A 14,737-nucleotide genomic window follows, 5' to 3' on the forward strand; every position below is an offset into this window, starting at 1 on the left:
GAGTGGGCCTGGCCCGGGGCATCCAGGCGCGCTGTACGGTCGATGATGCCCCGGCAGCATGATCCATAACGCGCTGGGGGCGTGCGTGGCGAGGAGCGCGCGCCGGTTTGGCCGAAGGGCGCTTCGGCACATTCATCTGGCAAGTCGCTTCGTGCAAATTCCCCTTCGACTTTGCCTTGTTCGGATAACCGACGCTTTCCAGCCGAGCCCCCGTCCGGTAACCTCCGAGGTCAGCGCGACATGTTCGCGCGCATCCGGCATGAATGCCATGTCAGCGGGTCCGGTAAGCGCCTTGTCGGCAATAGGCGGGACAGCTAGCCGAAACACTGCGTGAACACATGTCGTATAAACTCCGCAAACGAGGCAGAGAGTTGGCGCGCGGCCATTGCCCCTCGGCCCCCCTCTGACCCCAGAATGCGAGTCCGCACCTGCCCCCGTTCCACCGGTCTCCCAAGTGAGAGGCGACCCACCATGCCGCTGCATGTCCCTCCGGCTCCCGCGCCCGCCCTGCGCAGCGTCCTCGCGGCACTCGGTTCCCCCACCGCCGTCCACGAGGCGCATACCCCGGCCCTGCGCGCGGTCCAGGGGCCGCTGACCGCCGAACTCCCCCTCCCGGTCCACGTCCTCGACCGGCTGGGCATGTCCAACCTCGCGGCCGGCGGCAGGCCGCCCCGTACGCGGCTCATCGGCTGGCGGTTCCTGATCCGCAGCGGGGACCGCCACATCGCCGCCGCCGACACCCGGCTGACCGCCGACGGCTGGGTCTTCTCGCACTTCTTCGAGGGGCCCTACGTCGCGGCAACCGAACGCGCCCTGCGCCAGGCGGAGTCCCTCACCACGGGCTACCAGCCGCGGCTGCTGTCGGTGCCGGAGCTCTACATGCTGACCCTGTGGCTGCACGGCGCCGTCGGCGCCGACGCGGCCGCCGGTCTCCCGGCCGGCGAGGACCTGCTGGTGCCGCTCGCACCGGCTCCGCCCGGCATCGCCCCGTACCGCCCGCATCCCGTCTCCGAGCTGCTGCCCGTGCTGACCCGCCGGCTGACCCCGGCCCCGGCGTCCGCCCCTCCGACGCTGGCCGCGCCCGCCGCCTGACCCGAATCACCCATTCGGCCTAGTCCGCCCGGGCCACTTGCGAACCATCCGAAATGACAGGGGAGTTGGCCTGAACCGCCCGCACGAGTGATGCGTCATCAATCTGTGAGGACAGCTGCCGGGAAATCCCTGCGAAGCGGCTGTCATGGGGGAACACTGATGACACGCTCCCCGCGGGTGCGGGGATGACCCAGGGGGACGGCCATGAACCACGCATCGAGCCGTAGCACGCAGACCACACCGCAGCGAAAGAACGCATCCATGTGCCAGCACCAGCCAGCCTGCCCGTCAGCCGAATCCGCCGACCGGGAGGCCGCGCGCCCGGTGGCCAACCACCCGGAGCAGGGCTGGAGCCTGCTGTGCAATGGCGTCCTGCTCTTCGAGGACACCGGTGAACTCCTGCCGGACGGCCAGATCATCGCCCCGCACCGGCCGCTCGCCGCGGCGTAAGGCGATACGGCCCGCCGGCGGGCCGACCGGCCTGAGAAACGACGAAGGGGCCGGTCCGGGAGACTCTCCCGGACCGGCCCCTCACTCATGTCAGGCGTCGTACTCGTCCAGCGGCGGGCAGGAGCACACCAGGTTGCGGTCGCCGAACGCACCGTCGATGCGGCGCACCGGCGGCCAGTACTTCTCGGCGGCGGTGACCCCGCCCGGGAAGACGGCCTCGTCCCGGGTGTACGGGTGGTTCCACTCGCCGCCCAGCGCCGCCGCGGTGTGCGGGGAGTTGGCCAGCGGGTTGTCGTCCACCGGCCACTCGCCGCCCGCGACCCGCTCGATCTCGCCGCGGATGGCGATCATCGCGTCGCAGAAGCGGTCGATCTCGGCGAGGTCCTCGGACTCCGTCGGCTCGATCATCAGCGTGCCGGCGACCGGGAAGGACATGGTCGGCGCGTGGAAGCCGTAGTCGATCAGACGCTTGGCGATGTCGTCCACGCTCACGCCCGTGGACTTCGACAGCGGACGCAGGTCGATGATGCACTCGTGCGCGACCAGGTTGCCCGGGCCGGTGTAGAGCACCGGGTAGTGCGGCTCGAGGCGCTTGGCGATGTAGTTGGCGCCGAGCACCGCGACCTGGGTGGCGCGCTTGAGGCCCTCGCCGCCCATGAGACGCACGTACGACCAAGAGATCGGCAGGATGCCCGCCGAGCCCCACGGGGCGGCCGAGATCGGCCCGACGCCCGTCTCCGGGCCCGCGGTGGGCTGGAGCGGGTGGTTCGGCAGGTACGGGGCCAGGTGCGCCCGGACACCGACCGGGCCGACGCCCGGACCGCCGCCGCCGTGCGGGATGCAGAAGGTCTTGTGCAGGTTCAGGTGCGAGACGTCGCCGCCGAAGTGACCCGGCTTGGCGAGGCCGACCAGGGCGTTCAGGTTGGCGCCGTCGACGTAGACCTGGCCGCCGGCCTCGTGCACCTGGGCGCAGATGTCGGCGACGTGCTCCTCGAACACACCGTGAGTCGAGGGGTACGTGATCATCAGCACGGCGAGCTCGTCGCGGTGCTGCTCGATCTTGGCGCGCAGGTCGGCCGCGTCCACCTCGCCGTCGTCGGCGGTCTTGACGACGACGACCTTCATACCGGCCATCACGGCGCTGGCGGCGTTGGTGCCGTGCGCGGAGGACGGGATCAGGCAGATGGTGCGCTGCTCGTCGCCGTTCGCGCGATGGTAGGCGCGGACGGCCAGCAGGCCGGCGAGCTCACCCTGGGAACCGGCGTTCGGCTGGATGGAGACCTTGTCGTAGCCGGTCACCTCGCAGAGACGTTCCTCCAGCTCGGTGATGAGCGTGAGGTATCCCTCGGCCTGCTCCACCGGGGCGAAGGGGTGCAGCTGGCCGAACTCGGGCCAGGTCACCGGCTCCATCTCGGTCGTCGCGTTGAGCTTCATGGTGCAGGAGCCCAGCGGGATCATGCCGCGGTCCAGCGCGTAGTCCTTGTCCGAGAGCTTGCGCAGGTAGCGCAGCATCGCGGTCTCGGAGCGGTGCTGGTGGAAGACCGGGTGCGTCAGGTACGCGTCCGAGCGCAGCAGGCCCTCGGGCAGGGTGTCGGCCGTGGCCGCGTCGAGCGCCTCGATGTCCGCGGTGACGCCGAAGGCGGCCCAGACGGCCTCGATGTCGGCGCGCAGGGTGGTCTCGTCACAGGCGGCGGAGACGAGGTCGGCGTCCACCTGGAAGAGGTTGACCCCGCCCTCGCGGGCGGCGGCGACGACCTCGGCCGCACGGCCCGGGACGCGGGCGGTGATCGTGTCGAAGTAGGAGCCGTGCACGATCTCGACCCCGCCGGCCGTCAGACCGGCGGCGAGCAGGGTGGCGTAGCGGTGGGTGCGGCTCGCGATCGTCCGCAGGCCGTCCGGGCCGTGGTAGACGGCGTACATGCCGGCCATGACGGCGAGCAGCACCTGCGCGGTACAGATGTTGCTGGTGGCCTTCTCGCGGCGGATGTGCTGCTCACGGGTCTGCAGCGCCAGGCGGTAGGCCTTGTTGCCGTCCGCGTCCACGGAGACGCCGACGAGGCGGCCGGGGAGCGAGCGGGCGTGCTTGTCCTGGACGGCCATGAAGCCGGCGTGCGGTCCGCCGAAGCCCATGGGGACACCGAAGCGCTGGGTGGTGCCGACGGCGATGTCCGCGCCCAGCGCGCCCGGGGAGGTCAGCAGGGTCAGCGCGAGCAGGTCCGCGGCGACGGCGACGATCGCGCCGAGCTCGTGCGCCTGGTCGATGACCGGCTTGATGTCCCGCACGGCACCGGAGGCACCCGGGTACTGGACCAGGACGCCGTAGATGCCGCGCTCGGCGACCTCGGCCGGGATACCGGCGGACAGGTCGGCGACGACGACCTCGATGCCGATCGGCTCGGCGCGGGTCTCGATGACGGCGATGGTCTGCGGCAGCGCGTCGGCGTCCACCAGGAAGATGTTGCCCTTGGCCTTGCCCACGCGGCGGGCCAGCGTCATGGCCTCGGCGGCCGCGGTGCCCTCGTCGAGCAGCGAGGCACCGGAGGTCGGCAGCCCGGTCAGGTCGGCGACGACCGTCTGGAAGTTCAGGAGCGCCTCGAGGCGGCCCTGGGAGATCTCCGGCTGGTACGGCGTGTACGCCGTGTACCAGGCCGGGTTCTCCATGACGTTGCGCAGGATCACCGGCGGCGTGAAGGTCCCGTAGTAGCCGAGGCCGATCATCGGGGAGAGGACCTGGTTGCGGTCGGCGAGCGAGCGCAGCTCGGCCAGCACCTCGGCCTCGGTCCGCGCGTCGGGCAGGTTGAGGCCCTCGGCGGTCTTGATCACATCCGGCACCGCGGCGGCGGTCAGTTCGTCCAGGGAGCCGTAGCCCACCTGGGCGAGCATCTTCGCCTGCGCCTCGGCATCCGGGCCGATGTGGCGCTGCTCGAAGGGGATGCCTCGCTCCAGCTGGGAGAGCGGAATGCGGTTGGCGGTCATTACGGAGGCCTCCTGGTCGTATGACCTGCGAGGGCACCACGGCGCGGGCACCCGGACGGCCTCCCCCTCTGTCATCTGCACCTGAGAGTTTCACCGGAGTCACGGGGGTCTCCCGAGAGATCCGGCTTTCACCGTCGGTGAGGTGTGGGACCGGCACTGCTCACCCGGTACCCGCTCCTGCTTTCCAGAGTGGCCTCGTCCGTGCGGTACGTATGCCTGAGAGATTCCGGGGAGGATTTGCTCCTTCGGCGCCTCCGTCTCGTTCACTCGGAGGACTCTCCCGCACAGGGTCGACAGCCGTTCACCAGCGTACCAGCGAGGTTCAGGACCCTCCCCGAGTGGCCTCCGCTGCAGATATGCACTTCTGTAGTCATTACGGAGCAGTTGCGACCTTTTGGAGGGACCGTGCAGACCGACATCGATCCGCGCAGCCTGATCGGCCGCAAGGCGTTCGACCGCAACGGCACCAAGATCGGCACCATCGACGAGGTCTACCTCGACGATGCCACGGGCGTCCCGGAATGGGCCGCGGTCCGGACGGGGCTCTTCAGCCGCGATGCCTTCGTCCCGCTGGAGCCGAGCGAGATGGTGGGCGAAACCCTCCGGGTGCCCTTCGAACGCGCCCTCATCCGCGACGCCCCGGACTTCGGTGTCGGACGCCACCTCTCGCCCGAACAGGAGCTGCAGCTCTACCACCACTACGGCCTGGACACGACCCTGCCGTCGGACTTCCACCACGACTTCGGCCACCTGGCGGGCGACGAGAGCTAGGCGACCGGTAGGTCCTGTCGCCAAAGTCCCGCTTGGCCCGCGGCGCCCGACCGGCGCTCCTTCGACGACAGGACCTAGGGGGTGCCCTCGGGCGGACCGCTCCGGTCACCGGCCCCCACCAGTGGCAGCGGGTCGGACGGCTCCAGCTCGGGGTCGTCCACCCGGAAGGTCCGCACCCGGCCGGGCTCCGATCCGGGCCGCTCGAACCGTACGGTCACCCGCCCGACCCCGCTGCCCTGCACCCACCCGGGCCCGTACACGGCGTGCCGGACGTCGCTCCCGGCCGTCCAGCGCCGCTCGGGGGACGGCTCCGGCTCCCCGGGCGGCTGCGTGGCCTCAGGGGCCCCAGACGCTTCAGGGGCCCCTTCTGCCTCCCCCTCGGCCGTCACCGCGTCCCCGTCCGGCTCAGCGGCGAGCGACTGCGCGAACAGGTCCTCCTGCGTGTAGTCCGCCAGGCCGGTCACCCCCACCCCCAGCAGTCGCACCCCGCCGGTGGTGTCCACGCCCTCCAGCAGCCGCGCCGCGGCCTCCCGCACCACCCCCGGATCGTCCGTGGGCCCGCGCAGCGTCTCGGACCGCGTCAGCGTGGAGAAGTCGTACCGCCTCACCTTGAGCACGATCGTGCGCCCCGAGTGCCCCGAACCCCGCAGCCGCTGCACGCACCGGTCGGCGAGCCGCTGCACCTCGCCGCGGATCCGCACCCGGTCGTGCAGGTCCACGTCGAAGGTGTCCTCGACCGACACGGACTTCGCATCCCGCTCCGCGACCACCGGCCGGTCGTCCAGCCCGAGGGCCATCCGGTACAGCCCGGCCCCCGCCGAGCGGCCGACCATGCGGACCAGCTCGTCCTCCCCGGCCTCCGCCAGCTCCCCCACCGTGGTGATCCCGGCCCGGCGCAGGTGCTCGCCCGTGGCCGGTCCCACCCCGGGCAGGGTCCGTACCGACATCGGGGCGAGCAGCTCGCGCTCCGTCCCCGGCTCGATCAGCAGCAGCCCGGCCGGCTTGGCCTCCTCGGACGCCACCTTGGCCAGCATCTTCGACCCCGCCAGCCCCACCGACCCGCTGAGGCTCGTGGCGGCCCGGATGTCGGCCCGCAGCCGCTCCCCCGTCTCCCGTGCGCTCTGCGAGTCGAAGGCGACCCCACCCGCCTCCAGGTCCACGAAGGCCTCGTCCAGGCTCAGCGGCTCCACCAGCGGCGAGAGCTCCCGCAGCATGGCCATCACCACGTCGCTGACCTGCCGGTAGAGGCTGAAGCGGGGGATGAGATACGCGCCGTTCGGGCAGAGCCGTCTCGCCTGCCCCATCGGCATCGCGGAGTGCACCCCGAACCGCCGGGCCTCGTACGAGGCGGTGGCGACGACCCCGCGCGGTCCGAGCCCGCCGACGATGACGGCCCTCCCGCGCAGGCTCGGCTTCGACGCCTGCTCCACGGAGGCGTAGAAGGCGTCCATGTCCAGATGCAGGATGGTCGGCGCGGCTCTCACAGCCCGATGCTGCCCTACGCCACTGACAACGCCCGGGCTCCGGTCAGACGGCCCGGTTGCGGCGGGCGGCCAGCTCGTCCGTCGGGTTGTGCCTCACCAGCGTCTCGCCGGTGTCCACCCGCTCGCCGTGCAGCTGCGACAACGCGCTCTCGACGTCGCGCCACACCACACCCACGGCGATGCCGAAGACGCCCTGCCCGCCCTGGAGCAGGCTCACGACCTGGTCCGGCGAGGTGCACTCGTACACGGTGGCGCCGTCGCTCATCAGCGTCATCCGTTCGAGGTCCGGGATACCGCGGTCCTGCAGGTGCTGGACCGCCGTACGGATGTTCTGCAACGCCACCCCGGTGTCCAGGAAGCGCTTGACGATCTTGAGGACCACGACGTCGCGGAAGCTGTAGAGCCGCTGTGTCCCCGTCGCGTAGGTGGCCCGCACGCTGGGCTCCACCAGCCCGGTCCGGGCCCAGTAGTCGAGCTGCCGGTAGGTGATGCCGGCCGCGGCGCACGCCGTCGGCCCGCGGTATCCGATCTGCTCGGGCTCCGGGTCACCGCTCACCGGCCCGACCGGCGTCGACTCCGGCTGACGGCGCGCGGAACCGACCGCACCGCCGTGCAGCGGGTACGGCCCAGCCTCGCTCCGTGCGGGGGTACCCCCGGTCGTACCGTCGCCCGTGATCCTCACGCCGACCCTCCGTCCTTGACCTGCCCACCTTGAAGGTAGGCAGTCACCAGGGGTGCGTCAACGATCGCCACACTCGGCACGCCGAGTGATAATCACCCTGAGAGTGGTTTCCCGTATCCCTTTGCGGGGAAAGGCTAATCGAATGGGCTGAGGTTCTCCGAGGACGACGCGGCCGACACCTCACTGCGGGCCGGTACCGAAGTCCTCCGGCGAGATCTGGTCGAGGAACTCGCGGAACTTCTCCACCTCGTCCTCCTGCTCGTCGGGAATGGCGATTCCGGCGTCGTCCAGCACGCCGTCACTGCCGTAGATCGGCGTCCCTGTCCGCAGGGCGAGGGCTATGGCGTCGGAAGGCCGCGCACTCACCTCGACCCCACTGGCGAAGACGAGCTCCGCGTAGAAGACGCCCTCCCGCAGATCCGTGATGCGGACCTCGGTGAGCTCCTCGCCGACCGCCTCGAGCACGTCCTTGAACAGGTCGTGCGTCAGCGGTCGGGCAGGGGCCATCCCCTGCTGCGCGAAGGCAATGGCGGTCGCCTCCCCTGGACCGATCCAGATGGGGAGGTACCGATCGCCTCCCACTTCACGCAGGAGCACGATCGGTTGGTTGGAGGGCATTTCCACCCGGACACCCACAACGTCGAGCTCGTTCACACAGCAACCCTAGGACCTGCTCGGCAGGTTTGGGTAGTCGGGCCCCCCACCTCAGGGCAGCCGGACCCCCAGAGCGGTCTGTACGAGGGCCTCGTGGAGCCGTACGGAGAGCCCCGCGAGCTCCTTCAGCGTGGCCTCCGCATGAGCCCGGGTCTGCGGGTTGCGGTGCCTGCGCAGCGGTGCCACGACCTGCTCCACCAGCCCCGCCTCGCGGTCGGCGGCGGCCTTCATCGCGCGCAGGTGCCTCGGCTCCAGTCCGAATCGCCCCAGGTCGGCCACGAGCCGGGCCACCGTGACGGCCCCGGCGTCGAATCCGCCCTCCGGGCCCTCGGCGAGCAGCCCGTAGGACTCCCATTCGATCAGCTGGACCTCGTCCACGTCGGCCGCAGCGAGCAGCTCCGCCCGGCCCACGCGGGCCACGGTGGTCCGCTCCCGGCCCACTTCGCCGTAGACGGCCGCCGGTCCGGCGGGATCGGTCGACTCCCCGTGCGCCGTGGGCGCCGGGATACGGATCTGCTCACCGCGGGCGAGCGCGTCGAGCTGCTCGCGGATCACCTTCAGCGGGAGGTAGTGGTCGCGCTGCAGACGCAGGATGCGGGCGAGCCGCTCCACGTCGTCGGTGCTGAACTTGCGGTATCCCGAAGGTGTGCGTCGGGGCTCGACGAGCCCCTCCGCCTCCAGGAACCGGATCTTCGAGATGGTGACTTCGGGGAACTCGTCACGCAGCGTGGTGAGCACCGTGCCGATGCTCACCAGCCGCCCCGCCGGGCCTGCGGTGCCGGCGGCACCGTTTCTCGGGGCACCGCCGGTCGGGGTACGCAGCATGGAACCTTCCCTCTGGGGGTACCCCCGGACGGAGTCCGGGGAGGATCAGATGCCCCGCAGGCTTGCGTAGAAGACCACCCGGTACTTGCCGATCTGCACCTCGTCGCCGTTGTTCAGGGCGACGGAGTCGATCGGCTCACGGTTCACGTACGTGCCGTTGAGGCTGCCGACGTCGGCGACGGTGAAGCCGCCGTCCTGGCTCCTGCGGAACTCGACATGGCGCCGGGAGACGGTGACGTCGTCCAGGAAGATGTCGCTCTGCGGGTGGCGGCCGGCCGTGGTCAGCTCGCCGTCCAGCAGGAAGCGGCTCCCGGAGTTGGGACCGCGGCGCACGATGAGCAGAGCGGAACCGGGCGGCAGCGCCTCCACCGCGGCCTGGGCCTCGGGGGACAGCGAGGAGGACGACACGTGCGGTTGTCCCGACACCTCGGCCTCGTAGGCCTCGAGGCCCGAGATCGAAATGGTGGACGTGGTCTCCGAGGCACGCTCCGGCGTCAGGCCCGCCCGCAGCGGCGCACCGCAGTTGGAGCAGAACCGACTGGCCGCATCGCTGCGGTGTCCGCACCTGCTGCAAATCTGCTCGGCCGACATGGACGGCTCCTCGCGCCGCGGTTGCCCCGCGGATGCATTGGTGGCATACGGGTCGGGGGCAAACCCTCCACCCGCACTTGAGGTTGATGGTTCACCGAAACCTATGCGTCCGGTACCAGCAGGGTCAACAGCCGACGCGCCGGGGGCACCCGAAACCTCGCCCGGGCCGGCCACCTCGTCGCGGAAGAGCGGCCGGTCGCCCTGCCCTTCCACCTCCCCGTGGCCGGCGCGGTGCCGTGCCGCGCCGCCTTCCTCGCGGTTCTTCTTGCCGAACAACTTCTCAAACAACTTCACGGGCGATTCCCCTTGACCGAAACAGACCCGCCCGTGGGGCAGGACGAACTCCGAATACAGACACCTGCCGACCCGGACATTCTCACAACGTCCGTAACCACCAGACAGTTTCCACCACGCACCGCGACTTCGGTGCGTCGACCCCCCGCAGGCATCCGCCCGCGTGAGCCGCTCCACTCTCCACTGTGCTTCATCACGATGACGACCGAGCGTAGTCAGGCTGCTTCGCAGCCCGCAAGGCATCCACAACGATCTTCGCCGACCGTGTGACGGCGACGGTGGCCTGCTCCTTCTCCAGCGTCTGGACGACACCGCCGGGGATGTTCAGCGCGGGCTCCAGATCCTGGGGCTTGCCGATCACCTTGAACTCATACGGCTGTGTGATCTTCGTACCGTCGATGGCCACCCCACCGTTCTCGTCCGAGAAGTACGAGCCCGCGACGATGCGCACCCCGTTGATCTGGATCGCCTCGGCTCCGGCCGCCCTCAGCTCCTGAAGCGTGTCCAGCAGCTGGTCGGACTGCACCTGCCCCGTGGGATCCGTGATCTTCAGCGTGATGCCCGGCCCCTGGGCTGCCACCGTACCGGCCAGGATGCCGAGTTGGCGTTCCTTCTCCACGGTCTGCTTACGGGCCTCCTCGGCCTGGTTGGAGCTGCTCTCCAGCTCCCTGCGCTGGTCCTCCAGCTGCTGCTTCTCGTCCTCCAGGCGCTTGGTCCGCCCGTCGAGCTCGTCGAGGATCCGTACGAGGTCCTCCTGGCGGGCTCCGCGCAGCGCGCTGGAGTCGCTGTTGGACCGGACCTGGATCGCCAGACCCAGCCCCAGGACGAACAGCAGCAGCGCCACGATCAGTTGGGCCCGGCTCACCCGCGGCGGCCACAGCCCGGCCGCGAGCCGCTGCCGGCCGGTCTCCCCGGGCTGTTCCGGCGCCTTCTCGGGGGTCTCCGAGGGGCCCGGGCCCTGGGGGGCCTGCGCGGGTTCCGGGGACGGCGCTGGCGGGGGCGACTGCGGGGGGCCGCCCGCGGCTCCCGGCTCCTCGGGACTCTCGTTCGTACTCATCGGCCTCACGCCCGGAACACGTGCCGGCGGATGGCCGCGGCGTTGGAGAAGATGCGGATGCCGAGGACGACCACCACACCCGTGGACAGCTGCGAGCCGACCCCGAGCTTGTCGCCGAGGAAGACGATCAGCGCCGCCACGACCACGTTCGACAGGAAGGACACCACGAAGACCTTGTCCACGAAGATGCCGTCCAGCATCGCGCGGAGCCCCCCGAACACCGCGTCCAGTGCCGCCACCACGGCGATCGGCAGATAAGGCTCCACCACGGCCGGTACTTCGGGCCGGACCAGAAGCCCGACCACCACTCCGGCCAAGAGGCCCAGTACCGCGATCACGATGCACCCTTCTGCTGTTCTGCCGGTGTAGCTGTACGTACGGTCAGACTCGACGCGGCCGGCAGCCGCAGGTCGTCGGCCGGGGACAGGGAGTAACGGATCCCGTAGCTCTCCTGCAGCACGTGCAGGTACTGTCCGTCGGCCGAGTCCTGGAAGGCCGTGCCGAGCCTCTTCTTGTCCCCCACCGCCAGCACCTCGTACGGCGGCACCAGCGGTCTGTTGTCGACCAGTATCGCGTCACCCGCGGCCCTGATCGCCGACAGTTCGGTCAGCCGCTGCCCGTTGATGGAGATGGCTTCCGCCCCGGACTGCCACAGCCCGTTGACGATCTTCTGCATGTCACGGTCACGGAGCCGGCCGGTGTCCGAGAAACCGGAGCTCTCCCGCGGTTTGCCGCCACCGCCCGACGAGGCGCCCTTGGCGTCGTCCACCACCAGCTTGACCCCGGGTCCGCGGACCTCCGTGGCACCTGCCAGCAGGGCCACCAGCTCGCCCTGGCCGCCGCCGGGCTGCTTCAGCGCCGCGCGCTGGCGTGCGGCGACATCGGTCCGGAGCCGCTCGATGTTGCGCTCCAGGGCGTGGACGCGGTCGTCTGACCGCTCCACCCGGTCGATCAGTTCCTGGCGCTCCTTGGCCAGCACCGGCGCCGCTATCCGCGCTTCCGCCGCACCGAGCGTGACGACCATGGCGGTGATGACCAGCCCGGCGGCGAGACCGAGTTTGGCCTTGAGGGTGCGCGGGAGACCCGCCGTGCCGTCCGCCTCGCGGCGGGCTGTCGCCTCCGCGTATCCCTCGTCGAGGCTGTTGTCCATCACGTGCGTCAGCAGCGACATGGAAGCGTCGGGGCGCGTGGGCGCAGAAGACGCCGTAGTCCGGTTGTGGGGCGGCTGCGACATGCCGCACATCGTCGCATGTCGGCACCGCACACACCCAATGCGTCCATCCGGTGGGCCGGGCAGGCACTCTCCGTGCCCGGCCCACCGGACGTCCGCCCTACGTCATCGCACGTCGGGGGCTCATTGCCCGGCGCCTTCCACCACGGCCGCCCACTCGTCGAGCAGGGCCTGCGCGGTGGCATCGTCGGGGCCCTCGGCCCACAGGTGCGTGACCGCTTCCGCCGGGTCCGGCAGGACCAGTGCCCACCGTCCGTCGGTCTCGACCACCCGCACTCCGTCGGTGGTGTCCACCTGCCGCTCGCCCGCGGCCTCCACGACCCGCCGCATGACGAGCCCCTTCACGGCCCACGGCGTCGAGACGTCCCGCCTGAGCACGTGCGCCCGCGGAATCCGGGCATCGATCTGGCTCAGCGTGAGCTGGGTGCGCGCCACCAGCCCCAGGAGCTGCACGAAGGCCGCCGAACCGTCGAAGACGCTGCTGAACTCCGGAACGATGAAGCCGCCCCGGCCGTCTCCGCCGAAGATGGTGTTCTCCGCGCGCCCGACCCGGGTCAGGTCGTCGGGCGAGGTCGTCGTCCACTCCACCTGCGTGCCGTGGTAGGCCGCCACCTGCTCGGCCACCCTCGTCGTGGTCACCGGCAGCGCCACCTTGCCGCTGCGCTTCTCCGCGGCCACCAGGTCGAGCATCACCAGCAGGGCCCGGTCGTCCTCGATGATCCGCCCGCGTTCGTCCACCAGCGAGATCCGCTCGCCCACCGGGTCGAAGCGCACGCCGAACGCGGCCCGCGCCGAGGCCACCATCTCCCCCAGCCGCACCAGCCCGGCCCGCCGGGACTCCCTGGTCTCCGTCGGCCGGGACTCGTCGAGCCCGGGGTTGATCGTCAGCGCGTCCACACCGAGCCGGCCCAGCAAGCTGGGCAGAACGAGACCGGCGCTTCCGTTCGAGGCGTCCACGACCACCTTGAGCCCCGCATCGGCGATGCCGGTGGTGTCCACCCGCCGCAGCAGCGAGCCGGTGTAGGCGTCGAAGACACTGCCCGGGAACTGCAGGTCTCCGATCTCCCCGGGGAACGCCCGCCGGTACTCCTGGCGCGCGTACACCCGGTCCAGCTTGCGCTGTCCCTGGAGCGAGAGGTCCGCTCCCCGCTCGTCGAGGAACATGATGTCCACGGAGTCCGGCACCCCTGGCGAGGTCCGGAGCACGATCCCGCCGGCGCTGCCGCGCGCGGTCTGCTGCCGGGCCACGGGCAGCGGTACGTTCTCCAGGTCCCGTACGTTGATGGCGCTGGCCTGGAGCGCCGAGATCACGGCCCGCTTGAGCGCTCTCGCGCCTCGGGAGTGGTCACGGGCCGTGGTGACGGTCGCCCCCTTCTTCAGGGTCGTGGCGTACGCGCCGGCGAGCCGGACCACCACCTCCGGGGTGATCTCCACGTTCAGGATTCCGGAGACCCCGCGCGCGCCGAACAGATGCGCCTGGCCGCGGGACTCCCAGATCACCGACTCGTTGACGAAGGCGCCGGCCTCGATGGTCTTGAACGGGTAGACCCGCACGTTCCCCTGAACGATCGATTCCTCACCGATGAGGCACTCGTCACCGATGACGGCGCCGTCCTCGATGCGCGCGGCCCGCATGATGTCGGTGTTCTTCCCGATGACACAGCCACGCAGATTGCTGTGGGGGCCGATGTACACGTTGTCGTGGACGACGGCCCGGTGCAGGAAGGCCCCGCTCTTGACGACGACGTTCGACCCGATGACGGTGTGCTCGCGGATCTCGGCGCCGGCTTCGACCTTGGCGTAGTCCCCGATGTAGAGCGGCCCGCGCAGCACGGCGTCGGGGCTCACCTCGGCCCCTTCGGCGATCCAGACCCCGGGGGAGATCTCGAAGCCGTCCATCTCGATCTGGACCTTGCCCTCGAGCACGTCGGCCTGCGCCTTGAGGTAGCTCTCGTGCGTGCCGACATCCTCCCAGTAGCCCTCGGCGACATAGCCGAAGATGGGCTTGCCTTCCTTCATCAGCTGCGGGAAGACATCACCGGACCAGTCCACCGACACGTCCGGGTCCACGTAATCGAAGACCTCGGGCTCCATGACGTAGATGCCCGTGTTGACGGTGTCCGAGAACACCTGCCCCCAGGTCGGCTTCTCCAGGAACCGCTCGACCTTGCCCTGCTCGTCCACGATCGTGATGCCGAATTCCAGCGGGTTGGGCACCCGGGTCAGGCACACCGTGACGAGGGCGCCCTTCTCCTTGTGGAAGCGGATCAGATCGGTGAGGTCGAAGTCGGTGAGCGCATCGCCGGAAATGACGACGAAGGCATCGTCCTTCAAGGCCTCCTCGGCATTCTTCACGCTGCCGGCAGTGCCGAGTGGCTTCTCCTCGTGGGCATAGGTGAGCTCCATTCCGAGCTCTTCGCCATCCCCGAAATAGTTCTTGACGAGTGACGCCAGGAACTGCACGGTGACCACGGTCTCACTGAGCCCATGCCGCTTGAGCAGCCTGAGCACGTGCTCCATGATCGGCCGGTTGGCCACCGGCAGGAGCGGCTTGGGCATGCTCGAAGTCATGGGGCGAAGACGCGTGCCCTCGCCACCGGCCATCACGACGGCCTTCATGTCGGAAGAGT

Annotated in this window: 13 protein-coding genes and 1 riboswitch; of the genes, 3 read left to right on the forward strand and 10 right to left on the reverse strand. The window is 70.3% G+C overall.

Features of this window, described 5'->3' with window-relative positions; translation table 11 throughout:
* Positions 1–471 precede the first annotated feature (471 nt).
* Both OG753_RS09785 and OG753_RS09790 read left to right on the forward strand, forming a co-directional pair.
* Positions 472–1,092: a hypothetical protein gene (locus OG753_RS09785; protein ID WP_327261427.1), complete on the forward strand. Its 621-nt coding sequence runs from the start codon at positions 472–474 to the stop codon at positions 1,090–1,092.
* 261 nt (positions 1,093–1,353) lie between these two features.
* Positions 1,354–1,542 carry a DUF5999 family protein gene (locus OG753_RS09790; RefSeq protein ID WP_030009772.1) on the forward strand — a complete coding sequence of 63 codons (189 nt, stop codon included), beginning with the start codon at positions 1,354–1,356 and terminating at the stop codon, positions 1,540–1,542.
* A 90-nt stretch (positions 1,543–1,632) separates the two neighbouring features.
* Here OG753_RS09790 and gcvP read toward each other — a convergent pair whose 3' ends face one another.
* Positions 1,633–4,518 (reverse strand): aminomethyl-transferring glycine dehydrogenase, encoded by a 2,886-nt coding sequence (gene gcvP, locus OG753_RS09795; RefSeq protein WP_405788123.1) that lies wholly within the window; start codon positions 4,516–4,518, stop codon positions 1,633–1,635.
* A 194-nt stretch (positions 4,519–4,712) separates the two neighbouring features.
* A riboswitch (glycine riboswitch) is annotated at positions 4,713–4,811 on the reverse strand.
* 112 nt (positions 4,812–4,923) lie between these two features.
* Here gcvP and OG753_RS09800 point away from each other — a divergent pair.
* Positions 4,924–5,289 carry a PRC-barrel domain-containing protein gene (locus OG753_RS09800; RefSeq protein ID WP_327261429.1) on the forward strand — a complete coding sequence of 122 codons (366 nt, stop codon included), beginning with the start codon at positions 4,924–4,926 and terminating at the stop codon, positions 5,287–5,289.
* Positions 5,290–5,363: 74 nt separating this feature from the next.
* Here OG753_RS09800 and OG753_RS09805 read toward each other — a convergent pair whose 3' ends face one another.
* The 9 genes from OG753_RS09805 to OG753_RS09845 all read right to left on the reverse strand — a co-directional run bounded on the left by OG753_RS09805 (position 5,364) and on the right by OG753_RS09845 (position 14,726).
* Positions 5,364–6,773, reverse strand: coding sequence for a DNA polymerase IV (locus OG753_RS09805; RefSeq protein ID WP_405788125.1), 1,410 nt, complete (start codon positions 6,771–6,773; stop codon positions 5,364–5,366).
* A 43-nt stretch (positions 6,774–6,816) separates the two neighbouring features.
* On the reverse strand, positions 6,817–7,455 hold the full coding sequence (locus OG753_RS09810) for a MerR family transcriptional regulator (protein WP_383202915.1): 639 nt from the start codon (positions 7,453–7,455) through the stop codon (positions 6,817–6,819).
* A gap of 180 nt (positions 7,456–7,635) precedes the next feature.
* Positions 7,636–8,109: a bifunctional nuclease family protein gene (locus OG753_RS09815; RefSeq protein ID WP_007262890.1), complete on the reverse strand. Its 474-nt coding sequence runs from the start codon at positions 8,107–8,109 to the stop codon at positions 7,636–7,638.
* A 51-nt stretch (positions 8,110–8,160) separates the two neighbouring features.
* Complete coding sequence (locus OG753_RS09820; RefSeq protein WP_327261432.1) at positions 8,161–8,934, reverse strand: MerR family transcriptional regulator; 774 nt, start codon at positions 8,932–8,934, stop codon at positions 8,161–8,163.
* A gap of 45 nt (positions 8,935–8,979) precedes the next feature.
* A complete protein-coding gene (locus OG753_RS09825) occupies positions 8,980–9,927 on the reverse strand; it encodes an FHA domain-containing protein (RefSeq protein ID WP_327266691.1) in 948 nt (315 codons plus the stop codon).
* Between the two features lie 85 nt (positions 9,928–10,012).
* Positions 10,013–10,876, reverse strand: a complete 864-nt coding sequence (locus tag OG753_RS09830; RefSeq protein WP_405788127.1) for a DUF881 domain-containing protein — start codon at positions 10,874–10,876, stop codon at positions 10,013–10,015.
* A gap of 5 nt (positions 10,877–10,881) precedes the next feature.
* Entirely contained in the window at positions 10,882–11,214 is a 333-nt protein-coding gene (locus OG753_RS09835) for a small basic family protein (RefSeq protein WP_007262894.1), read from the reverse strand.
* Positions 11,211–12,119 carry a DUF881 domain-containing protein gene (locus OG753_RS09840; RefSeq protein WP_327261434.1) on the reverse strand — a complete coding sequence of 303 codons (909 nt, stop codon included), beginning with the start codon at positions 12,117–12,119 and terminating at the stop codon, positions 11,211–11,213. Before OG753_RS09840 ends, OG753_RS09835 begins: the two co-directional genes overlap by 4 nt.
* 111 nt (positions 12,120–12,230) lie before the next feature.
* On the reverse strand, positions 12,231–14,726 hold the full coding sequence (locus tag OG753_RS09845) for a mannose-1-phosphate guanyltransferase (RefSeq protein WP_327261435.1): 2,496 nt from the start codon (positions 14,724–14,726) through the stop codon (positions 12,231–12,233).
* Positions 14,727–14,737: the final 11 nt, after the last annotated feature.

Origin of the sequence: Streptomyces sp. NBC_00029, from assembly GCF_045160505.1 — a bacterium.
GTDB lineage: Bacteria > Actinomycetota > Actinomycetes > Streptomycetales > Streptomycetaceae > Streptomyces.